The 23003-nt window shown below is 37.6% G+C and carries 17 protein-coding genes; 6 read left to right on the top strand and 11 right to left on the bottom strand.

The window, feature by feature from the left end:
- Nucleotides 1–91: 91 nt before the first annotated feature.
- Both EWU23_RS11870 and EWU23_RS11865 read left to right on the top strand, forming a co-directional pair.
- The gene (locus tag EWU23_RS11870) at nucleotides 92–3241 is read left to right on the top strand and encodes a SusC/RagA family TonB-linked outer membrane protein (protein WP_166232453.1); all 3150 of its coding nucleotides are present in this window, start codon (nucleotides 92–94) and stop codon (nucleotides 3239–3241) included.
- A gap of 18 nt (nucleotides 3242–3259) precedes the next feature.
- Entirely contained in the window at nucleotides 3260–4705 is a 1446-nt protein-coding gene (locus tag EWU23_RS11865) for a RagB/SusD family nutrient uptake outer membrane protein (RefSeq protein WP_166232451.1), read from the top strand.
- 109 nt (nucleotides 4706–4814) lie between these two features.
- Here EWU23_RS11865 and EWU23_RS11860 read toward each other — a convergent pair whose 3' ends face one another.
- The 6 genes from EWU23_RS11860 to EWU23_RS11835 form a co-directional block, all read right to left on the bottom strand.
- Nucleotides 4815–5252: a hypothetical protein gene (locus EWU23_RS11860; RefSeq protein WP_166232449.1), complete on the bottom strand. Its 438-nt coding sequence runs from the start codon at nucleotides 5250–5252 to the stop codon at nucleotides 4815–4817.
- 374 nt (nucleotides 5253–5626) lie between these two features.
- Nucleotides 5627–7006, bottom strand: a complete 1380-nt coding sequence (locus EWU23_RS11855) for an ATP-dependent nuclease (RefSeq protein WP_166232447.1) — start codon at nucleotides 7004–7006, stop codon at nucleotides 5627–5629.
- Between the two features lie 211 nt (nucleotides 7007–7217).
- Nucleotides 7218–8090 (bottom strand): DUF4435 domain-containing protein, encoded by an 873-nt coding sequence (locus EWU23_RS11850; protein WP_166232445.1) that lies wholly within the window; start codon nucleotides 8088–8090, stop codon nucleotides 7218–7220.
- A 2-nt stretch (nucleotides 8091–8092) separates the two neighbouring features.
- Nucleotides 8093–9487, bottom strand: a complete 1395-nt coding sequence (locus EWU23_RS11845) for an ATP-binding protein (RefSeq protein WP_166232443.1) — start codon at nucleotides 9485–9487, stop codon at nucleotides 8093–8095.
- A gap of 135 nt (nucleotides 9488–9622) precedes the next feature.
- Nucleotides 9623–9868: a tyrosine-type recombinase/integrase gene (locus tag EWU23_RS11840; protein ID WP_205753172.1), complete on the bottom strand. Its 246-nt coding sequence runs from the start codon at nucleotides 9866–9868 to the stop codon at nucleotides 9623–9625.
- A 317-nt stretch (nucleotides 9869–10185) separates the two neighbouring features.
- A complete protein-coding gene (locus EWU23_RS11835) occupies nucleotides 10186–12219 on the bottom strand; it encodes a M13 family metallopeptidase (protein WP_166232441.1) in 2034 nt (677 codons plus the stop codon).
- A 155-nt stretch (nucleotides 12220–12374) separates the two neighbouring features.
- Between EWU23_RS11835 and EWU23_RS11830 the strand changes: the two genes are divergently transcribed.
- Nucleotides 12375–14324: a S9 family peptidase gene (locus EWU23_RS11830; RefSeq protein ID WP_166232439.1), complete on the top strand. Its 1950-nt coding sequence runs from the start codon at nucleotides 12375–12377 to the stop codon at nucleotides 14322–14324.
- Between the two features lie 71 nt (nucleotides 14325–14395).
- On the opposite strand, the gene EWU23_RS11825 is transcribed toward EWU23_RS11830, so the two are convergent.
- On the bottom strand, nucleotides 14396–15478 hold the full coding sequence (locus tag EWU23_RS11825; RefSeq protein ID WP_166232437.1) for a Gfo/Idh/MocA family oxidoreductase: 1083 nt from the start codon (nucleotides 15476–15478) through the stop codon (nucleotides 14396–14398).
- Between the two features lie 175 nt (nucleotides 15479–15653).
- Here EWU23_RS11825 and EWU23_RS11820 point away from each other — a divergent pair, with 175 nt between their 5' ends.
- Complete coding sequence (locus tag EWU23_RS11820) at nucleotides 15654–16544, top strand: sugar phosphate isomerase/epimerase family protein (protein ID WP_166232435.1); 891 nt, start codon at nucleotides 15654–15656, stop codon at nucleotides 16542–16544.
- A gap of 16 nt (nucleotides 16545–16560) precedes the next feature.
- Here the strand turns inward: EWU23_RS11820 and EWU23_RS11815 are convergent, their stop codons facing one another.
- The 4 genes from EWU23_RS11815 to EWU23_RS11800 form a co-directional block, all read right to left on the bottom strand.
- A complete protein-coding gene (locus EWU23_RS11815; protein WP_166232433.1) occupies nucleotides 16561–18492 on the bottom strand; it encodes an amylosucrase in 1932 nt (643 codons plus the stop codon).
- A gap of 6 nt (nucleotides 18493–18498) precedes the next feature.
- On the bottom strand, nucleotides 18499–19449 hold the full coding sequence (locus EWU23_RS11810) for a carbohydrate kinase family protein (RefSeq protein WP_166232431.1): 951 nt from the start codon (nucleotides 19447–19449) through the stop codon (nucleotides 18499–18501).
- Entirely contained in the window at nucleotides 19446–20762 is a 1317-nt protein-coding gene (locus EWU23_RS11805; RefSeq protein WP_166232429.1) for an MFS transporter, read from the bottom strand. The genes EWU23_RS11810 and EWU23_RS11805 overlap by 4 nt, the downstream gene beginning before the upstream one ends.
- Nucleotides 20763–20841: 79 nt before the next feature.
- Nucleotides 20842–21558 carry an SDR family oxidoreductase gene (locus EWU23_RS11800; protein ID WP_166232427.1) on the bottom strand — a complete coding sequence of 239 codons (717 nt, stop codon included), beginning with the start codon at nucleotides 21556–21558 and terminating at the stop codon, nucleotides 20842–20844.
- 163 nt (nucleotides 21559–21721) lie between these two features.
- Between EWU23_RS11800 and EWU23_RS11795 the strand changes: the two genes are divergently transcribed.
- Together EWU23_RS11795 and EWU23_RS11790 are read left to right on the top strand one after the other, a co-directional pair.
- Nucleotides 21722–22456, top strand: coding sequence for a dioxygenase family protein (locus tag EWU23_RS11795; protein ID WP_166232425.1), 735 nt, complete (start codon nucleotides 21722–21724; stop codon nucleotides 22454–22456).
- A gap of 109 nt (nucleotides 22457–22565) precedes the next feature.
- Nucleotides 22566–22994, top strand: coding sequence for a CBS domain-containing protein (locus EWU23_RS11790; RefSeq protein ID WP_166232423.1), 429 nt, complete (start codon nucleotides 22566–22568; stop codon nucleotides 22992–22994).
- Nucleotides 22995–23003: the final 9 nt, after the last annotated feature.

Here is a 23003-nt window from a genome sequence, read left to right as displayed (position 1 = left end):
ATGAACGTGTTTAACTAAATTATAAACGGATTTAAAAGCTTATAAGCGGAAAAAATTCTTAATTTATTTCTCATTTATCAAACTAAAAAAAATGAAAAGACTATTACTCGTTGGGGTATTAGTGACAACTGTGTTCAGTTCACTATTAGCTCAAAACAAACAAGTTACGGGGAAAGTTACCTCATCAGACGATGGGAGTGCATTACCTGGAGTTAGTGTGAGTGCAAAAGGCTCCACGCGAGGAACTACTACCTCCGCTGATGGTTCGTATAGCATTCAGGTCGCCGATGGAGCTTCATTGGTGTATAGTTTTGTTGGTTACACTAGCCAAACTATCCCAGTTGGAAATCGCTCCGTGATTAACGTATCTTTAGCCTCTGACGTTAAGCAATTAAGTGAAGTCGTTGTAGTAGGTTATGGTACCAAGAAAAGAACGGAATTTACAGGTTCTGCTTCTACCATTAAAGCAGCAACCATTGCTGAAAGACCAGTACAAAGTTTTTCTCAAGGATTAACAGGTCAAGCAGCCGGTGTGAACATCACACAACCTAACGGTTTATTGAATAATCCTCCAGTAATCCGTGTTCGTGGTCTTAGCTCATTATCTTTGAGCTCATTTCCATTGGTGGTTATTGATGGTATACCTATCAGTACAGACAACGTTTCAGCGAACTCAACAACCAATAACCCATTGGCGGATATTAACCCATCTGATATTGAGTCGATTGACGTGTTGAAAGATGCAGCTTCTGCCGCTATTTATGGTTCTCGTGCTGGTGCGGGTGTATTATTGATTACGACTAAACGTGGTAAATCAGGAAAAGCAAAAGTATCCATTGATTCTTGGGCTGGTGTAAGTCAGGCTGTTCGTTTACCAGATGTGTTAAACGCACAACAATACATGGATCACAAAAATATGGCGATAGGTAATGCCTTATTATTGAATCCCAATGCGGTTACTTCCACACAGCGTAATTCAGAGAATAAATCATTTTTACCGAATTACAATCCAGATGGAAGTTTGATCGATACCGATTGGTACAAAGAAGTATACCAAACAGGTGTTTCTCAAAATCACAATATGACCATTTCTGGTGGTAATGATAAAACTACCTATTACTTCTCAGGGGGGTATTCAGATCAAGATGGTTTCTTGAAAAGCAATAGCTTCCAACGTCGCTCGGGTCGTTTCAACATGGATCACCAAGCTACTAAATGGTTGAAGTTGACAGCTAATTTCAATTACTCGAATACGTTCAACAAAGCTCCTATGTCAGGTTCTAACTCGGGTGGAGCATTCAATACTTCGGGTTTGGGTCGTATCGCTGTAGCTCAAGTACCTAACCTACCAGCATATTTACCGGATGGTTCTTACAACTTAGAGAACAATACGGTCGGTCGTTTGAATAACTTATTGCCTGCTCAGTTCCCTAACCCTGCAGTTGTTCGTGATTTAGATAAAATTACATCTGAAAACACCCGTTTAATTGCCAATTTAGGTGCAGAAGTACGTTTGGCTGAAGGTTTAAGTGCTAAGACCTCTTATTCATGGGATCGTAGAAATACAGAGAACATTCGTTTCTTTAACCCATACAATGGTGACGGTTGGTCTACTTCAGGTGATGCCTACAACAATACTGCTCGTTCTGATAACTGGAACTGGATTAATACCTTACAGTACAATGTTACTTTAGCTGAAAAACACAATATTTCAGCCATTGTAGGTTCTGATGTTCAAAAAACTCGCGTATTGAACTGGGGTGCTCAGCGTCAAACGTTGGCCGACTTCTTCTTTACTGATTTCCAAGGAAACTTTGGGACTAACTTGGCAGCAGGGAATGGAATTTCTCAAGTAGCCTATGAAGCTTATTTTGCTAACTTAAGTTATAACTTCAAAGGAAAATATTTCGTGAGTGGTAACCTTCGTCGTGATGGTAACTCGGCTTTATCTGCTGAGAACCGTTGGGGGAATTTTGGTGGAGTATCTTTAGGTTGGACAGTTTCTGAAGAAGAATTCTTCAAAGGTATGGACCTAGGAAACACCATTTCTAATTTGAGATTAAAAGCTAGTTACGGTAAAGTAGGTAATGGTAACGTACCAAATGCCTACGGATCTTATTCTACTTTTGGTTCTGGTTTATATGGTTCAATTCCAACTTTGTCATTTAACCAAGCTGGAAATAAGGATTTGAAATGGGAGACTTCCGCACAAACCAACGTAGGTATTGATGTGAGTTTCTTAAACGATCGTATCACCTTAGAAGCTAACTATTACTACAAGGATATTAATAATTTGATTTTGAACGTGCCTCAAGCTCCTTCAAAAGGTATTCCAGGTAACTCCATTTTAGCTAACGTAGGATCCATGTATAACAAGGGATTTGAGATTGCTATCACAGCTACTCCAATCAATACAGGTAAATTCAGCTGGAATACAAGCTTGAATTTTGCTACGAACGAAAACTTGGTGACATCCTTAGTAGATGCTAATACACCTATTTTAACTAATACATCAGGTTTGGAAGCTACTTCTATCACCAAAGTAGGTTATTCTGCAGCACAGATTTATGGGGTAAAAACAGGTGGTGTTAATCCTGCCAATGGTCGTCGTATTTTTATCAAGCGTGATGGAACAAAAGTACAGTACCAGCACTTAGGTGGTGCATTGGCTTGGACTACATTGGACGGAAAAGCAACAACATCTCCATCATCTGAGCAACAAATCTTAGGAAACACATTGCCAACATTCTATGGTGGATTTAACAACACCTTGAAATATGCTGGTTTTGACTTAGGGTTGAACTTTACTTTCTCAGGAGGAAACTACATTTATAACGGATCTCAAGCTGGATTACGTGACCAACGTGTTTGGAATAACTCAGTAGATGTATTGACTTCTTGGAAAAAAGAAGGTGATATCACGGAGATTCCTCGTGCGGTTTACGGAGATAACGTATCCAACGGTTCTTCTTTCTTGATTGATGCGAACATCCAAAAAGGAGATTTCTTACGTTTGCAAACAGCTACTTTAGGGTATAAAATTCCAGCTGATTTAAGTCGTTTAGGAATCACCAGTTTACGGGTTTACGCACAAGCGACGAACTTGTTCCTATGGACACCTTACAAAGGTGTTGACCCTGAAATCTCATCCAATGGAGATTCTAACTTAGCTTCTGGTATTGAAAGAAATACCATCCCTCAAGCTAAAGCATTCACATTTGGTATTAACATCGGTTTATAATTTTAAAGGATACATAAAATGAAATTATTCACAAACAAAATTGGATATCTGACCATCGCTTTAGCTTTGACAGTATCCTCTTGCAGTAAGGATTTTCTTAGTGCAGTTCCAGAATTGGACTTGTCTGATGCGACAGTCTTCAATTCCCCAGCTCGCGTGCTTTCTCAAGTGAACGGTTTATATGGATCAGCTAAAAGTGGTAGCTTATTCGGAGGTCGTTACTTGATTTATAATGATATTCGTGCCGAAGAATTTGTTAACCGTACGACTAACTCGGTAACAGGTTATTCCACGTATCAAGGTAACCAAGATCCTTCTGATACCTATTTAGCTGGGTTTTGGATTCAAGGTTACTTGACAATCAACCGTGTCAATTTGTTCTTGGTAGGTCTTACAGCTAATCCGAATGCCGTTTCAACTGCCTTGGCAGCTAATTACCGTGGTGAGGCTAAATTCATTCGTGCTTTGACTTACTTCTCCTTAGTTCAGTTCTTTGCTAAGCCTTATATCTTAGACAAAGGTGCTTCGGCTGGTTTGCCATTACGTTTGAAAGGCGAAACTTCTTCAGCGAATAATAACTTGGCTAGAAGTACCGTTGCCCAAGTATATGATCAAATCTTGAAAGATTTGAATGAAGCAGAAACAGAGCTACCTGATAGCTATGCATCTGCCTTATTGAATACAACACGCGCACACAAGAACTCGGCTATCGCCTTGAAAATGCGTGTGTTGTTAGCGAAAGGAGATTATGCAGGTGTGATCACAGAAGCGAACAAAATTGTTTCTGCCACAGCTCCATTCAAATCCAATACACGTGTGGCTCATACCTTGCAAGCAGATGTTTCTTCTGTATTCAAGGCGCCATATACTTCTACAGAATCCATTTTCTCTTTCCCAATGGATGCAACCAATGCTCCAGGTACTCAAAACCAATTGGGATATTACTTCAATGCAGGTAACGTAGAGTATTATTTGAATACCGGTTCTACAGGTATCTATAGCAACCCTCAGTTTGCTGCTACTGACGACCGTAAAACGAAGTTGACAGTGGCTACAACGGCTATTGCTAAATTCCCTTCTTCTACGAAGTTTAGTGGTGTTTCTCCGTACATTGATTATGTACCGAACATTCGTTACGCTGAGGTATTATTGAACTTAGCCGAGGCGGAAGCAGAAGGTGGAAATATCAATCGTGCTATTGACATCTTGAATGCTGTTCACAAGCGTTCTGATGCATCTTATGTATTTACAGGATTGGATTCTAAAGCCAATGTGGTGAAGGCTATTTTAACTGAACGTCGTATCGAATTCTTAGCTGAAGGTTTCCGTGCTAACGATGTATTGCGCAGAGGTGAGTCTCTTAATTCATTTGGTGCAGGAGCCGTGATTCCTCCATCTGATCCACGTTATATTTATGGAATTCCATTAGTTGAGACACAAACTAACCCGGGTATCGGAAACTAGTTGTTACATCTATGTATTCTCAAAAGGGCTTGCCATCGGTAAGCCCTTTTTTTATTCAACGTGTTATTAAAATGACTAGCGCAAGGCCGCTGTTACAGGCTGTAATTTCTCAGGAGAGGTTATTTATATCGTCTAGGTCTCTGAGTCGCCCTGATTCCTTTTTGTTTTTTAGTAAGTCGTTATAACCAATAAAGTTAACTATAAGACCTTCTATTTCGACTTGAGTTTTATTTTGAAAGCATTCGTTGAATGTCACTCCGTCAATTTGTGTCAATAAATCAATTCTAAGTGGGGGATATCCTAATTGAACGATGTTACCTTCTTTCGTGAAGTCACTTCTTTTGAGTCCATAGGAAGCGAAACCAAATTCGTTAACGCACGCTAAAATTCTTTCAGCATTTTCAGGGGTCGGATTCAACCAAATGTCCAGGTCACCTGTATAACGAGGGTGTCCGTGAACACCGACTGCATAACCTCCAACAATTAGATATTCTGCGTTATGATTGATTAACAATTCGACAAACTCTCTGAAGTCTTGGCTGAACATCTTTTTTTAAACTAAAGTATTGCTGTCTGAGGATTTCTATTGTGTCTAAACGTTCATTGAAACTTTTAGTCGACCAATAGGCAAAGTCTGATTTATGTTCCTTTAAAGTCGTTATTTTTAGGACCTTTTCCATATTTCGAATATAAGTCTTTTTTGTGACTATTCAGTTATGGCCTTTAACGATTTGGCGCTTGGCGATGGCGGGTTTCGGAGCACAAAACTGTCAACCAGCACTAAAATTGAATAGAAGAACAAAGCTTCAAGTTTGCACGTCACCCCGCCTGACGCAAAACCCGTGTTATGCGTTCGTGCTAATGCTCGTTCGGAGTTCGTAAGCTCGAAGTCCGCAAGCACTTTGTTTAATACGATAATTATTAAGTCAAATAATTGTTGATGTCATGGCATAGTTTGTTAATGTCATTCAAATATTCCTCTTTTATGTTTTTTCCTCCATGGTCAATTAGGCCTTTAATATTTTTATCGGGCTTGTCTCTTACATCGTCTGTCGGAATGCTTGTAAAAAAGTAGGTCGGATATTTTTCCTGCAATGCAGGGATTTTTTCTCTTTTATTGTTGTCAAATATTACCGACACTTTTTTAAACCCTAAATCGGTAAGCATAGCAAGAACCTTTTCTACTTTTTCAGCACCGCCAATTCCCCAACCGTAAAAAGTTCCTATTAAATTCTTATCTGTCAACTCAAGTATTTTGTTTAGAAAAATTACATCCTCTTGTCCTTCCACTAAAATTACATTGTCGTCAAGGAAGAAAACTTCTTTCGCATCTAGGCCAAGAGTGTGAGGATTATTTAAGTCGTTCAACAAACTTAGAATTCCATCAGCATTTTTTTGTTGCAATTCACAAATCCTTGTCCCTGTCTTTTCTTTAACGGTTCTCGCAATTCTTCCATTATTTTCTAATGAGTCCCAACTAATGAAATAAGGAGAGTGAGTTGAGATTATTATTTGTCTATCTGAGGCATATTCTAAAATAAGATTCAATAATTTTTTCTGCAAAGACGGGTGCAAAGAAAGTTCTGGTTCATCAATGAAAATTAAATCTTCAGGCTTACTATCGTATAGAGCATCAGTGATAGTAAAGACACTTAATAATCCCTCGCCACTTCCATCGCTGTTGTGTGCAGAACCGTTATTATCAAACTTTAAAAAGTGTTGTTGTGTATCTGATAATTCAATACACCAAACAGGAATGTGTCCAAGCACTTTGGCTAATATGGCGTTATACGCATCAAATGTTTCCTGCTCACTTTGAATTTTAAAAAGTCTACGAAAAAAATTGTCATGCTGAATACTTCTTACAGGTGTAAATGAAGTATAGTCAGTGTATTGCTGTCTTGTCCAAGTATCTTTTGAAAAAAAAGGTTGAAATCCTCTTCTTGATGGCAGAGTAAAAAAATTCAGTTTGTTATTTTGGGAAGGAACTGGTTCAAATTGTGTCTCACTACCACCACTAATTTTAGAAGTTACTAAGGACAAAACGCTGTAATCAGATCTTGTAATACTAATTTGAATTTTACTTCCTGCACTCGTGTTTCTTTGTCCAGAGGAAAAACCAGGTGGGGTGTTTGATGAAACTGCTCTGAACGCCTCATAGATTGTTGACTTGCCTGAATTGTTTGGTCCAACAATTACTGTCAAGCCGCTTCCAATATTTCCATTTGGTATTCCAAAAGTCAATGTTTGTTTTTCGCTGAAGCCTCTTAATCCTAATATTTCTATTTTATTATAAATCATTTATTGATGTTTAATTTTGTCTGCTTGTTTCATGTAAAATGTTCGGGGTAGAAGTGTCCCCAAGCATGACTCATAACTTTTGGCAGCTACCCGAGGGGCGGGATATTTACCACAAAACTTGATTTGAAAAACTAATGTTTGATTAACCACAAAATAGTTTTTGGAACATGAAACCCCGCCTTTTGGGTAAGTGCTGTTGGGCGTATATGCTTTATTTTCCACTTAAATAGCTATTAACACTTATTTTTAAAAAGTCTAGTTTGGTAAACTCATTTGCTTTTGCTAGTCTGAAATTAAATGAGTCTATATTACGACTTGCTAGGCTAAAAAAATGCTCTATTTTACACTTAAAATACTTAACTAAATATTTCCCAGGGATGTGCTTAATGATGTCTTTTATATTTTTTAAACTGAATAATTCTTTTATTTTTTGAATCTGAGATTTAAGTGTAAACCTTTTGTCTATTGCCTTAAGTTTATTCTCTATTTCAATTTTGTATTTATTGATTTCAGAATTTTTTAAGCAAATCACATTATTTAGTTGGACAAATTTTTCAGGTGGGAGAGATGTGTTTTGTAAACCTAACCCTTTATACTGCACTAACAAATGCAGTAATGTTAACTCATGGAAGGTCTTACAACACTCATTGAATGTCTTGTCAAACTTGAAATTTGTATTTATATACCTTTTCTTAATCTTAGGTTTTTCTTCAATTATGTATTCCAATATAGCTTTTTCATCCAAAAGGTAATTTTCAATTGAATATTCAGTCAAGTAAAAAAGGTTATTCTGAATTACTTTTTTGTTTAGTAAATCATCAAAATCTTTATCAACAATAAAGATTTTCTTTTTATCACCAATATGCCTTTTTGATTTTTCAAGAACATTATCTTTTCCACGTAATGGAAATATTTTTTCAAGTCGTATTTCTGGGAATAGCTTTTTTAATATTGAATGATAAAAATTCTCTTGGTATTCATCTTCAATATAAAAATTGACATCATTAAATTGCGTATAAAATATATCAATCCCTTTAAGGAAAGCTTCTGATTTTGTTGGTATGCTTTGTTCAACGGTTATCATAATCAATCATTATAAGGAAGTTGCACTTTACAATATTCTACATTGTTTCCAACTATTATAGGTGAATGAGTTGCAATGATAATTTGGGTGTTTTTTTGTGTAAGTGTTTCAACAGCTTTCAGAAAATCTTCTTGCCATTTAGGGTGTAGAGAAAGTTCAGGTTCATCTATGATGAATATTGTACCTGATTTGTTATGAAATTTAAGGTAGGTAAACAATATCAAGATTTGTCTTTCACCAGATGATAAAGTTTTTATATCTCTGTCTTTTGAAAGAATTTTACCGTCTTTATCTAAAACATTGAATATTAGTTCGGACAAAGCTTTTTGAAAAGATAGTTGCTTTGCTGAATCGGTCAAGAAATTATTTACAGTTTCTAAATAGGTTTTAATGTCAGAATAGTATTCTTGAGATTTTTTTTCAAAAATTTCAAATTCTTTAATTAAATCTTTTAGCTTTTTAAACTGACTAATGTTAGATAAATAAAGTAAGGAAAATCTTTCTTTATCATTACTCTTCTCCTCCTTTGAAATTATTGCTTTAAGATGGTTGAAGTAATTTTCAATTTTTAAAAGATCTGGGTCTTTTCTTTTTAATTGTCTTTCTAATTTGCTTTCTGACATAGTTTCCTTAAAAAATGATTCAACCTTTTTGTGCAGGTTTTCAATTTGCTCTAAAGAAATGTTGGAAGCACTTTCTAATTCTTTTAATGTGTCAATTGTTATTTCATCAAATGCTGAAAGTATAATTTTATTGTTTAAAACTCGATTCAATTCTACAATTTTACTCTTGTAGATACTATATTCTCGATTCGCTAATCTTTTTACTTCGTCTAAAGGTGAAACTCTGCCAGTATTCTCTTTTTTAACAAGTCTTTGAAGAACTTCATCTTGGTATAAAACAGCTTCATTTTTTTCTTCAGTAAATAAATATCTATCTAATCCAATAACCATTGGTTTTGGAAGTTGATTAAAAACTAAAGCCCAAGTTTCTGTTTCTTCCATATCAGGACCTAAACCAAAATATTCAGAATAGTATCTTTCTTTTTGGGATTCATTTTGAGTTAACCTCGAAGTCGGAATTTTTAATCTTACTGTTAATGGGTGAAAATCTATTTTCTGTGTTATGTTTTTGATTTTGTATGTCAAGAGTTTGGAATCTTGAGAAACTTCGACTAAGTATTCTGTATTATTATATTCGAAAAATAGTTCCAAACTTTCAAACTCAGTCACACACAAATGAGGAAGTGAAGGTGTTAAAAGCCAATTGACTATGTTGAGGATACTTGTTTTTCCAGAACCATTAATCCCAACCAATAAATTAATGTTGTCTTTAAAATCAATTTTCTTGTACAAGTAGCCATAAAGCTTGTTTATTATTAAAGTCTTTGCTTTCATATTTGTTTTTTTAATTGTCAGTTGTCGTTTTTAGAATTACGCTCAACTTGTATATGTGCAATAAGACCCCCATGATACACCCATTTTTGGTTGACTTGTGGGGGGGATGCGTATTTTTTTTCTAATATATTAATTTTATAAATCATCAAAAGGGCTTTTTACGTTTTGTAAGCTTTTCGTACTAACACGTGTGTAAATTACCGTGGTTTTACTATAACTATGTCCTAATATCGCCTGAATATACCTCAAGTCTGTACCACTCTCTAAGAGGTGTGTAGCATAGCGGTGCCTCAAGCAATGCAAGGTAACTGTTTTTTTTATTTTTGCTTTCTCCAAAGCTTGTTTCAACACTTCGCTTAAGCTTCTGTCATCATATGCCATTCCTGGCTCTCGTCCTTCAAATAAATAATAATGGGTTTGCTAACTTTATAATATTCTCTTAACATCATCAAAATAGCAGTTGATAGGGGGCAATTCTATTTTTTTACCCTAAGCTTGTTAAATCTGCATTTGATGATTTTGGTGACCCTCTATAATTCGAAGATTAAATGAGCTGTTTTTATTTGGATTTATAACATGATTTTCAATTTCAAGATTTAGTAACAATGCTGGAAATCAGTAAAAGAGTTTCAAACTTTTGACATAAAAAAATCGCCCCTGAAAACTCAGAGGCGATTAAATTCAAGAACGGAAACCAATTACCAAATCTTAATTCGGTCTTCAGGTTTCTTGTATAATTTGTCTCCTGGTTTAATTTTAAAAGCTTCATACCAAGCATCCATATTCACTGGTGCACCTATTGTTCTGTATTGATTGGGTGAATGTGGATCTGTGATGATCAACTGTGCCGCTGTTTCTGGTAAGGTAGTACCTCGCCATACTTGTGCCCAGGATAAAAAGAATCGTTGGTCTGGTGTAAATCCATCTATTTTCTTTTTCGACTTTCCTTGCTCCGTCAATTTAAAGGCTTCATAGGCCATATTTAAACCACCCAAATCTCCAATATTTTCACCCATAGTCAGTTTGCCATTCACATGAATGGTGTCAAGTATGGTATAAGCATCAAATTGGGCACCTAAAAGAGCTGTTTTCGCTTTGAATTTATTCAAATCATCATCTGTCCACCAGTTTCGTAAGGTTCCATCCTTATCGTATTTACTACCTGAGTCATCAAAACCATGCGACATCTCATGTCCGATAACCGCTCCAATACCTCCGTAATTCACCGCATCATCTGCCTTAGGGTCAAAGAATGGGAACTGTAAAATTCCTGCTGGGAATACAATTTCATTCATTACTGGGCTATAATAGGCATTCACAGTAGGAGGCGTCATACCCCAACGGCTACGATCTACTTTTTTGCCTACTTGACTGACATTCTCCTTAAAGCTCCATGCACTAGCATTTCGGAGATTTTGAAAATAGTGATCTCCTGAAATCTCTAAACCATCATAATTTCTCCATTTGTCGGGATAGCCAATTTTAGGGGTAAAGGCATGTAATTTATCCAAGGCTTTTTGCTTGGTTACATCACTCATCCAATCCAATTTTTGAATTCGAATTTCAAAGGCTTTTCTCAAATTTTCAATTAACACCTTCATGCGCTCCTTGGCCTCGGGTTTGAAGTAATTCTTTACATATAATTGACCCAATAATTCACCGATGGTTCCATCGGTTAGACTAGACATCCGTTGCCAACGTGGAGTTTGAACTTTTTGACCTGTCAATAATTGGTTGAAACTAAAATTAGCTTTGACAAAAGGGCTACTTAAATTCGGCGCAGCGCCTTTTAAAATGGACCATTGTAAATATACTTTCCATTGGTTGATGGGAGTTTCTTTGACCATTCGATTGACTTCTTCGAAAAACTTAGGCGCTGAAACTAAAATAGAATCTTGCTTAGGTACATTCAGTTGCGCAAAAAAAGCTGTCCAATCTATTTCATTGGTCTTTTGCTGAAATTCATCCCAAGTGAACTTATTATAGGTTTTATACGGATCTCGCATTTCTACTCGAGACATTTGCGCATTAGCTAATTGCTTTTCTAAACCAAACACAATGTCGGAATTGGCTTTAGCCAGATCAGCAGGATTTCCTACTAATTCAAATAAGGTCTTGATGTAATTTTTATATACTTCTTGAACCTTGGCACTTCTCATATCCGATTTTAAATAGAAATCACGATCAGGTAGGGTTGTTCCTCCTTGCGCTAATTGAGGTACCATTTTTTCTACATTTTTTCGGTCTTGTCCTACGCCAAAACCAAATAATGGAGAGCCAATACCCGAAACTCTAAATTGAGCTAAGGCATCTAATACTTCCTTCTTGCTTGAAAGAGCATTTACCTGATCTAAATCTGCTTTGATAGGAGTATAGCCTAATTTTTCAATGGCTAAACTATCCATAGCCGCGGTATAAAAATCAGCTACGCGTTTTTCAATACTGCCTGCGGGATAGCTTTTTTGGTTTAATTTGACCTCTTCTAAAATCGTTTTAACGGCATTGATGTTGAAATCCCTTAATTGATTAAAGCTTCCCCATCTAGTTTCTTTGGCAGGAATGGGATTATTTTTTACCCAAGTGCCATTGGCATATTCAGCAAAGTCATCTCCAGGCTTCACTTTCGTATTCATGTTGGACTTATCAATGAATTTTTCTGGGCTCTGAGCGGCCAGTTTACCCGAACTTAGTAGTAAGCCAGATAATACCAAACAATGGTAAATTGTCTTCATATTTTATTTAGTTTATTGATTTTTTATAACTTCCATTTCAATTTAATATAACTTCTTCAATGAACAAATTGTTATCACTCTCTTTCGTACTGATATTTTCAGTATGCTCATCTCTAGCTCAGCAGCCAGTTTTGAAAACCTTAAGCCATGAGGCGATGATGTCACTCAAACGTGTGAGTGCACCTAAAATTAGTCCTGATGGTCAATGGGTCATATATTCCCAGCAATCGGTATCGTATGATACAGAATCCAACCAGAGTGATTTGTGGTTAGCCTCTGCGGATGGATCACAATCTCCTAGAAAAATTACGCAAACCAAAGCAGGAGAAGACAACTATTTTTGGCATCCATCAGAGAATCAACTATTTTTTACTGCCAAGAGGGAAGGAGATGAATCAGCACAATTATATACTTTGGATTTATCTTCTGGAGGAGATGCCCAACGACTAAGTGATTTTTCTTTGGGAATAGGAAGTCCACAAATTAGTGCCGATGGAAATAAAATTTTGTTTTCAGCCAAGGTTTTTCCAGGCATGTTTACCGATTCACTGAATAGAAAACAAGCGGATGAAAAGAAGAAGCTAAAATATAAAGCCAGAGTGTATACCACATTTCCTATTCGTTTATGGGATTCTTGGTTGGATGAAAAACAGTCGCACGTATTTGTGCTGGATTTTAAAACCCAACAAGTCCAAAATGTTTTCAGGGGTATCAGCTTAGTTCAATCCAAAGGTTTTCAATTGGGCTCTTTTACTTGGGCTCCAGACCAGCAGTCTGTTGTTTTTACTGCGACGATAGACCAGAATACCACAGCCTATCAAAATTCCATTTCGAAAATATATCAAGTAAGTATACAAGGCGGAAAGGAAAAGCTATTAGTAGATGATACGGGGGATTACAGTTCGATAGATTTTTCCAAAGACGGGAAGTATGCTGTGGCACTAGGAGCTCCGCTTAATCAAACGAAGATTTATCAGTTAAATCGCTTGTACCGTTTTTCATGGCCAGATATGTCAAATAAAACGGAATTAGTCAGTTCCTTAGATCGACCTATCAATCAAATGGAGGTGTCTAACCAGTACATCTTGGCCAGTATAGAAGACCAAGGGGTAGATCGCTTAATCCGGATTTCTTTACAAGATGGAACTTATCAAGCTGTATTGGGTGGGCAGCAGGGGTCTTATAGTCAAGTATCTCTTTCAAATCTAGAAAATGTGTTTGCTTATCAATTCAATAGTATGGCTAGCCCTCCTGAAGTTTTGGTACATCATTCTGACAAGGAAGTAGCCATTTCAAAAGCCAATATGGCATGGTTGAAAAACTATGATGTGAAAGATCCAGAAGTATTTTGGACGATGAGTCGGGGTAAAAAAATCCGAAGTTTTCTATTGAAGCCAGCTTCTTTTGATCCAGCCAAAAAATACCCGCTTTTTGTTTTGATGCATGGTGGTCCTGCTATTTCCTTTAAAGATGCGTATGGTTATCGTTGGAATCCACATGTGTTAGCCGGAACGGAATACGTTATCGTTATGACAGATTATACGGGTTCCGTAGGCTATGGAGAAAAGTTTGCTCAAGACATTCAGTTTGACCCATTTAAAGGTCCAGGCCAAGAAATATTGGATGCCGCCAATGATGCCATTAAACGCTTTTCATTTATTGATGGAAGTCGACAAGCGGCTGGTGGAGCCAGTTATGGGGGACATTTGGCCAATTGGATGCAGGCCAGTACGAGCCACTTTAAATGCCTGATTGCCCATGCAGGTTTAGTCAATTCAGAAGCCCAATGGGGCACCTCTGATTATATTTGGGGTAGGGAATTGATGAATGGTGGAGCACCCTGGGTACCAACTAAAACTTGGAAAGAACAGAATCCCATGCGGTTTGCCGCTAATTTTAAAACGCCGATTCTCTTAACGGTAGGTGAAAATGATTTCCGAGTGCCCATCAATAATACCTTGGAAAACTGGAGTATTTTGCAGCGACAAAAAGTACCGAGTAAGTTGATTGTTTTTCCAGAAGAAAATCACTGGGTGTTAAAGGCAGAAAATTCTCGTTTTCATTACCAGGAAATTCGAAATTGGTTAGCTACATATTTGAAATAGCACAGAAAAGCCCAAGCATGTAAATCGTGCTTGGGCTTTTTTTGATTTTCCTTTTTGTCAGTTTTAAGATATTAATTGAGCTCAATCATTTTGCCTGTTTTAACGGATTCGTCGCAAGCAAAAGCTATTTTTAGACTATTTACTGCGTCAGCAACATGGTCTGTTAAATCCCAGTTTTGAGTTATCGCATCATAGAAATAAGCTTGCTCTCGATCGCATAAACCCTGATGATCAGGTTCATCCAATAAATTGACCCATTCATCTTCTTGGGTAAACTCATTTTGTGCATTGATGTTGGCCTTATGAACTCGAAGAGATTCGGTTTTGGTATGCGACTCTACAGAATCCGATTTCCCTTCTCCTCCTGCATCTTTAGCCACAATGGATACTGAACCTTTAGGGCCGAATACGTCTTTAACAAAATAAGCAGTTTGAGAAATCATAGGTCCCCAACCAGCCTCATACCAGCCTACAGAACCATCCTCAAAATGGATTTGAAGTTGGCCGTAATTATAATTATCTGCGGGAATATCATCTGTCAATCGTGCACCTATAGCTGACACTCGGATAGGTTTAGAACGCGTCATTTGGCACATGACATCGATGTAGTGTACGCCACAATCCACGATGGGACTAAGGCTTTTCATTAAATTACGGTGTACATCCCACATGTATCCGTGGCTTTGCTGGTTTAAGTTCATCCGCATCACCAAGGGTTTTCCTAATTCTTTGGCGATTTCTATGAATTTCATCCATGAGGGGTGGTGACGAAGTATATAGCCTACTACGAGTTTTTTGCCTGTTTTTCGAACTACTTCTGCCACTCTTTCTGCGCCAGCCAAAGAATCAGCTATGGGTTTTTCTAAAAACACATGACAACCTGCTTCCAAGGCAGCTATGGCATATGCCTCATGGGTATCTGGATATGTTGAAATACAAACTGCATCAGGTTTGGTAGCTGTTAAAGCTGTAGCATAATCCGAAAACAGATCATATTGGCCGCCTAAAGCTTGATTTAATTTTTCCTTACTAGCTCCGGTAGAAACTAAACCACAAATTTCAAAACCCTCATGGGTATGAAAAGACATGGCATGTGAGGCTCCCATATTTCCGCAACCTACTACTAATACACGTAATTTATTTGTTGAACTCATTGGTCTTCCTTATTTGAATCGTGAAATTATAAAGAAAGAGGGATAAATAGTAAGGGGGCTGTCGGGTTTTCTCCCTTCAAACTTCCATTCGGGTCTTATATCGTAAATTCATGCGAAATAAATTTTATTGTATCAAAACAATACATTATAATTGTGGAAATAAAACCCAAAAATCATGAAAAGAAGACAGTTTATTCAGCAATCAAGTACCTTGTTAGCCTCCTCTTTATTTTTGTCCAAAGCAGCTAATGTGGATAGCATGTTGACTTCTAAACCTTTGGGTCTTCAATTATTTACTTTGTTCAATGTTATTGATCAAGATGTACCAGGAAATTTGAAGAAAGTAGCTGATTTGGGAATTCAGGAATTAGAATCTGCCTTTAGTTTTAAGCCTATGTTTTATGGCTATACTGGCAAGGAATTCAAATCATTGACCAATAATTTGGGTTTGAATTGGGTTTCTCACCATGTGATGGGAGCTCCTTTGAAACCTCGTCCTGGTTTTGATGTGAGCAAGATGCCTAAGTTCTTAACATTAAAAACGGATGCTAGTCAGATTGTGGATAATGTGGCTGAGGCGGGTTTAAGCTATCTAGTATGTGCCAACATCCCGATTGAGTCTAAATCTGAAGTTTCCGAAGCGGTAGATACATTAGGGAAATCAGCTGAATTAGCTAAGAAAGCTGGACTTACCTTTTGTTACCATAACCACGATGCTGAATTTAAAGTAATCGATGGACAAAGAGCTTTTGATGTATTTTCAACTCAAATTTCTTCCGATTTATTAAAATTTGAGTTGGATTTAGGCTGGGCTACCAAAGCTGGAGAGAACATTATTGAATTATTCAAAAAGCAACCTGGTCGTTTCCCACTTTGCCACATCAAAGATTTTGATGCAGATTTCAAAAATATAGTTCCTGTAGGACAAGGTATCGTGAATTACGAACCTATTTTCAAAGCAGCTTCCATAGGAGGCTTACAACATTTCTTCCTAGAGCATGATATGCCGAAAGATGCATTTGAAAGCATCCGTTTAGGTAAAAGTGCTTTGGATAAAATTTTATAAAATACCTAAAAATCCCCTAAGAATCCGCCAAGATATAAAACTGGTACGGTTGAAAACCTAAACTGCCTTTTTCTAAAGAAACTTGTTTCTTGGACCAAAGGCAGTTTTTATTTTGTTTGTTTGGTTCTATGGCATGCACGGGGATTATTTGTTCCAAAGATGAGAAATTGAACAAGAAATAGACACGCTCATTACCTATATAGCGAACATATCCCACAATGGATTTATTGGTGCAAGGAAGCCATTCCAGATTTTTTAAGTCGGCAACAACCTTTAGTTTTTTGCGCAAAGCAATTAATTCTTTCAGAGACGCATAGACCTTATTTTCCACCGTTCCTTTTTTCTTTACCAGCGCATTTTTTTCCCAATGAATGATGGGACGATGCATCCAACGGTTATCATAACTTTTACTAGGGTCTTGGAGGTAAGAATAATCGTTTGTATAAGCGGCCTCATCCCCATAAAATAACATGGGAATGCCACCTAAGAATAGGCAGTGCGCCTCCATCAAAAGAATTTTTTGAATGGATTCTTCAATCCATCTAGGGTCTTTGGCTGCTAGCGCTTTTTCTAAACCACATAAAGAAGCTAAGGAGCCCGATATACGGGCATCTTGGGTTTTGGGGTTAATCGCAAAAAGAGCTCCAGCTGCAGGAGAATCAGCTTGTATACCTCCGTAATAATTTTTTAAATAAAAGCGATGTAAATAAGGAGTAAATCCAACATTGGCAATCATGTAGTCGTCATATCCCAGGCCAATATCATCATGACAGCGGGTATAGGTAATCCACGAGCTACCTAAAGGTTTTTTTGCTAGCTCGTGCTGAGCTTCTAGCATAATTCTTGTATCTCCTGTCGCTAAAGTATCCCATTGTAATGCCATATGAGTAGCATTATAGGCAAAATCACATTCATGCGTGGTATAGCGGTCTTTTCCAAAATATTCCATGATTTGAGCAGGAGCCACAATCGCTTCTCCTAAAATGGCCATACCTGGTGTGGCCACTTCCGTACATAATTTTATCAATTGAAGTAAAGAATGCGCTTCAGGTAAATTTTGGCAGCTAGTACCCATTTGTTTCCAAATGAAAGCGGGTGCATCGATACGGACAATATCCACACCCAAATTGCCATAAAAAAGCAAGTTGTCCAGCATTTCTATCAAGACTTTAGGATTACTATAATTTAAATCCCATTGGTATTGATGAAACACGGTCATTACCCATTTTTGTACAGAATCTTGAAAGGTGAAACTGCCAGGAGAACTTTCTGGAAAAATTTCGGGCATCGTATTTTCCATTTGATCAGGAATAGTACGATCATCATAGAAATAATAATAATCTTGAAATTCACGATTACCCGATTTGGCTTTTTTAGCCCATTCATGGTGATGCGAAGTATGATTGAGTACCATGTCAATCATCAAGTACATATCTTTTTCTAATAAATGAGCTTGAAGCCTTTTTAAATCCTCAATAGTTCCCAGTTTATTTTCAATTACACGAAAGTCTTCCACCGCATAACCTCCATCACTTTCTCCTTCAGGACTTTTAAATAAGGGCATCAAATGCAGTAAGTTGACCCCTAAATCTTCTAAATAAGTTAATTTATTTCCTAATCCTTCAATATTCCCAGCAAAGCGATTTACATACAGGCTCATACCCGTTATTTCATTGCTCAAAAACCATTTCCCTTTTTTCTCTTTGGCCTCGTCCCTGTTTTTTAGTGAGGGGCTTCTATCCAGATGTGCTTGAAAAAGGACTTGAATCAATTGCCCAAACATATCTCTTGCCTGGGGTAAATGCCCATATATACCCGCAAATAGCGTATGTATATCATCTATATTGGCAATTAAACGATGTAGAAAATAGTAATCTTGAGTCGATTTGCTTAATTTTTTCGACTGACTTACTGAATCAATGAAGGGTTGTAATGTAGGATTATACACGTTTACTTAATTAAAAATAGCTGAATTTAAATGACGGAAAGCTTCCATAGCTCCCATGTATTCACAGGTGCGGGCTCCTGCTTTATTGGCATTAAGAATGATTTTTGTCCATTCTGCCGGACTCAATTGAACAAGGTCTTTGACCTGAAATTGATCTAATTGATACAGAACCGCACCCACAAAGGCATCCCCTGCACCCGTAGTGTCCGTCGGTTGGATGGGGATGCTCGAAATGGTCCAAGTTTTACCTGACAAACCTAATAGCGTTCCTTCTTTTCCTAAGGTGATGGCAAATACCCCTGGACAAATATGGAGTAGTCTTTCGGTAGCCTCAGCCAGAGTAGTAGTGCGGGTTATCAGCATAGCTTCCTCATCGCTCAGCTTTACGAAGTCGGCCTGCTGGAGAAAAATGATGGATTGTTGAATGAAACTTTCTTGTTTATCAGCAAACAAAAGATGTCTATAATTAGGGTCAAAACTGATGACTTTACCGATCGCTTTAGCTTCTTTCAATAATTGATAATAAGCGTCTTTCAGTTGACCATCTAAAAAAGCAGTTGCCGATCCAAAGTGGATGATATGTTGTTGGCTTAAATCGATGGACTTTATGTCATCAATGCTTAATTGGGCATCTGCTCCTCGGTTAAAGACAAAGTCCCTTTCTCCATCCAACATTAAGGAAACAAAGGCAAAGGTGGTAAAGTATTGATCGTCCAAATGAACATGTTGGGTATTTACCCCAAAGCTATTCATGACTTCTTGTAATTGTTTGCCAAATGGATCATTCCCCACCTTGGCACTTAAATAGACTTCTCCACCCAATGCTGCTATAGCGGCTGCTACATTGGTGGGAGCTCCTCCCGGTTTTTTAAGAAAATTTTCACCAGCCGATAAAGTAGATCCTTTATCGGTACATATCATATCTATCAGGGCTTCACCGATACAGAGTACACTCATGATTGGGACATTTTAGATTCATTCGTAGGTATAAAAGCTGTGGCTATGGCGGCTACAGCCAGCAAAGCTCCTGCGAAGGAAATAGCATTCCTTGGGTCGGAACCTAATATCTTTTCAAAGATAGCGCCAAAACTTAAGGTCTGGATAATCATAGGAATCACAATCATCATGTTGATGATACCCATGTAAACGCCATAACGTTCCTTAGGTAAACTTTCAACGACTAATAAGTAAGGAACGCCCATCATGCTGGCCCAGGCCACCCCAAAACCTATCATGGGAGCAAACAATAAATATTTATCATGAATGGTGGGTAAAATGAGCAAGGATACGGTAGCGGCTAGAAGACATACAATGTGTACCCATTTTGGCCCAAATTTTTTGGCTAGGCCCACTAAGAAAAAGGCAGATAAAAAGGTGATGACATTATAAAAACCATTGACTAAACCAGTCCATGCTGCGGCTTCTTCATATAGTTGGATGTTTTCCTCCGAGCTGGTATTCCAAACGGAGCGCGCGATGCTTAATGGAACATATTGCCAGTAAATGAATAGGGCATACCATTGGAATAAATAAACTAAGGCGAGTTGCCACATGACACGGGGCATATCACCAATGGCCTCAAAGATCTCAAAAAAAGGATCTAAGAAATTGCGTTTTTGGGCACGCATGTGAATTAATTCTTCGTCAGATGGTGGAATCTCTGGTGTTTTTACCACTGACCATAGGACGGAGGTGATGGAGCAAAAGCTGCCCACAAAGAAGGATCCATATACCCAATATGGTATCCCGACTTCACTTTGCCCTTTGATGAAGCTTTGAAATACAAATAAGGAAACATTGGCTAAGGTGATTCCCAGACCCGTGAAAAAACTCTGGGTGAGAAAACCTGTGGCCAATTGCTCACTCGGTAATTTATCCGCAATGAATGCCCGATAAGGCTCCATGGCCGTATTATTTGCTGCATCCAAAATCCACAATAAGCCGGCAGCCATCCATAAGCTCCGACTAAATGGAAAAGCAAATAAACAAAGACTGCAGGCAATAGCGCCAATTAAAAAGAAGGGTTTTCTGCGGCCATATTTGGGGTGCCAGGTCTTGTCACTTAATGCTCCAATAATGGGTTGAATAAGTAATCCAGTGACTGGGCCAGCTAGGAACAAGAGAGGAAGCTCTCCTTCATGTGCTCCTAAAAAGCTGTAAAGTGGTCCAACGGCCGTTTGCTGTAATCCAAAACTGTATTGAATTCCAAAAAATCCAACATTCATGTTAATGATTTGTTGGAAGCTTAAACTAGGTTTTACTAGGGGCATAATGTATTTATTGCAAAAATAAATATAAATAATACCATGTATAAAACCTGCTTTTTTATGGAAATAATTGAATTAAAATTTAATATTCTTGGGATAAGGGGTGAACCATTAACTCATCGATTACTACATGTGGAGGTTGATTCATGATAAAATAGATGCTATCAGCCATATTCTCACATGTCAACCAGGCTTGATGACTTTGGTCTCCTTGAGGTTCTGGATGAAACATGGTATCCACCAATCCTGAATATACCGTAGAAACTTTTATTCCATCCTTTCTCACTTCTTTTCTAAGGGCTTCTGTAAAGGCATGTTGGGCATATTTAGATGAGCAATATAAGGAACCACCATCAAAAACGCGTTTAGCGACATCGGAAGCAATGGAAATGATATGTCCTTTTTTAGCAGCTTTCATACTGGCTAATACTGCTTTCGAGAAAAGAAATGTCCCCTTGACATTGGTATTATATATTTGATCCCAATTTTCTACGGTATAGCTTTCTGTTGGCCCAAAAACACCGGAACCAGCATTATTGATGAGAAAATCAATCCCTTGGAAGGTGTGTGCTGTCTTTTCCACGGCATAATTTACAAAGCTTTCATCAGCGACGTCCCCCACAAAATACAAAGGGCGGTGCCCAATTTCTGCAATACTCTCCGCCAGATCCTTTAATTCGCCTTTACTTCTAGCAATGAGACCTAATTGGAAGTTGTGTTCTGCTAATAATAAGGCGAGGGCTTTTCCTATTCCTTTAGAGGCACCAGTGATGATGGCAACAAGTGGTTTTTGTGACATGGTTCTATTTTTTTTCTAAGATAAGGAATTGAGCTGATATGGATATCGACATAATTATTGATTTCGACTTTTTGTTTTCGGTATTTAACGATTGCTGAACATATTTCAAGAATCATTCCTTTAATTTAAACATAGTTCTACACCACCCTAAATTGATGATACATTGAAAAGGAAAGATTTTTTATTAAAAGCAGGTGCCTCCGTATTGATGGGGCCTGTTGCCATGGTAGCTTGTAAATCAGAAGAAACGCTGAGTCCATCCAGTACCTTAAGTTCAAGTAATAATTCTTCTTCTAGTAGTTCATCCAGCACCTGTAAAGTAGGTGATATTGAAACGGATGGCCCTTACCCATTATACAATAAGCGGGATGCTACGATTACTCATGCGGATATCACCGAAGGTAAAACGGGAATCCCATTGAACATGGTCATTGCCATTAAAAACGTGAGCGCTAACTGTGCTTTATTACCCAATGCACGCGTGGATGTTTGGCATTGTGATAAAGATGGTTATTATTCTGGTTATACAAATACGGGTTATTTAGGCACTCAAGACAATACGGCGAAAACCTTCTGTCGTGGAATTGCTAGCACTGATGCCAATGGTATCGCTAAATTCACCACCATTTATCCAGGTTGGTATCAAGGTCGTGTGACTCACATACATGCCCAAATTTATGTAAATAACGTATTGAAATTAACCACGCAAATTGCTTTTCCAGAGGAAATCAATACGGCTGTGTATACTACAGATTTATATAAAGCTCATGGGCAAAATTCGACTAAAAACACCACGGATTCCATTATTAAGGACTCTTTGTCTAATGAGTTGGCTAGTGTAAAGTCCAATGCATCAGGAGGGTATGATTTAAATCATACGATTTTTATAGCCGTTTAGATTTGTTCCTAGATGGAAAAGAGGCTTCTGCCTCTTTTTTTATGTTCAAAGCTTTTTGTTTGTAATATTTTTGTATTAATTTAAATTATTCCAACACAAAATTAAAGCTATGAAAAAAGTCAACGACATTTTATCGCAAAGAAAAAGGGATACGATTACCGTAGGACCTGATACGCATGTGATTGAAGCATTAAAAATTATGCAAGATCAAAACATTGGTTCTGTGGTTGTGATGGAAGGAAACCAATATTTGGGTATCATGACCGAAAGGGACTATGCTCGCAAGGTGATTTTACTAGGCAAAAGTTCGATTGATGCCTCTGTCAAGGAAATTATGTCCACGGATTTACCCCATATCAACCGAGAAACAACGCTCGAGATGTGTATGATTATCGTATCAGAAAAAAACATACGTTATTTACCTGTTTTAGAAAATGGTCATTTTGCAGGAATTATCTCTGTCAATGATTTGATTACAGCTACTATCCAAGACCATTTGGATACGATTGAGCATCTAAAAAATTACATACAAATGTAAGGATTGGGT

It is taken from the genome of Aquirufa beregesia, from assembly GCF_011090385.1.
GTDB lineage: Bacteria > Bacteroidota > Bacteroidia > Cytophagales > Spirosomataceae > Aquirufa > Aquirufa beregesia.
Note: the sequence above shows the minus strand (reverse complement) of the source record. Positions and strands in the feature narration are given on the sequence as shown.

What these genes read in the sequence shown, in the direction of transcription:
- EWU23_RS11800 (WP_166232427.1), bottom strand. Translation starts at nt 21,558, where the DNA reads ATGTCACAAAAACCACTTGTTGCCATCATCACTGGTGCCTCTAAAGGA.
- EWU23_RS11845 (WP_166232443.1), bottom strand. Translation starts at nt 9,487, where the DNA reads ATGAAAGCAAAGACTTTAATAATAAACAAGCTTTATGGCTACTTGTAC.
- EWU23_RS11860 (WP_166232449.1), bottom strand. Translation starts at nt 5,252, where the DNA reads ATGTTCAGCCAAGACTTCAGAGAGTTTGTCGAATTGTTAATCAATCAT.
- EWU23_RS11840 (WP_205753172.1), bottom strand. Translation starts at nt 9,868, where the DNA reads ATGGCATATGATGACAGAAGCTTAAGCGAAGTGTTGAAACAAGCTTTG.
- EWU23_RS11825 (WP_166232437.1), bottom strand. Translation starts at nt 15,478, where the DNA reads ATGAGTTCAACAAATAAATTACGTGTATTAGTAGTAGGTTGCGGAAAT.
- EWU23_RS11870 (WP_166232453.1), top strand. Translation starts at nt 92, where the DNA reads ATGAAAAGACTATTACTCGTTGGGGTATTAGTGACAACTGTGTTCAGT.
- EWU23_RS11810 (WP_166232431.1), bottom strand. Translation starts at nt 19,449, where the DNA reads ATGAGTGTACTCTGTATCGGTGAAGCCCTGATAGATATGATATGTACC.
- EWU23_RS11820 (WP_166232435.1), top strand. Translation starts at nt 15,654, where the DNA reads ATGAAAAGAAGACAGTTTATTCAGCAATCAAGTACCTTGTTAGCCTCC.
- EWU23_RS11865 (WP_166232451.1), top strand. Translation starts at nt 3,260, where the DNA reads ATGAAATTATTCACAAACAAAATTGGATATCTGACCATCGCTTTAGCT.
- EWU23_RS11850 (WP_166232445.1), bottom strand. Translation starts at nt 8,090, where the DNA reads ATGATAACCGTTGAACAAAGCATACCAACAAAATCAGAAGCTTTCCTT.
- EWU23_RS11855 (WP_166232447.1), bottom strand. Translation starts at nt 7,006, where the DNA reads ATGATTTATAATAAAATAGAAATATTAGGATTAAGAGGCTTCAGCGAA.
- EWU23_RS11790 (WP_166232423.1), top strand. Translation starts at nt 22,566, where the DNA reads ATGAAAAAAGTCAACGACATTTTATCGCAAAGAAAAAGGGATACGATT.
- EWU23_RS11835 (WP_166232441.1), bottom strand. Translation starts at nt 12,219, where the DNA reads ATGAAGACAATTTACCATTGTTTGGTATTATCTGGCTTACTACTAAGT.
- EWU23_RS11830 (WP_166232439.1), top strand. Translation starts at nt 12,375, where the DNA reads ATGATGTCACTCAAACGTGTGAGTGCACCTAAAATTAGTCCTGATGGT.
- EWU23_RS11805 (WP_166232429.1), bottom strand. Translation starts at nt 20,762, where the DNA reads ATGCCCCTAGTAAAACCTAGTTTAAGCTTCCAACAAATCATTAACATG.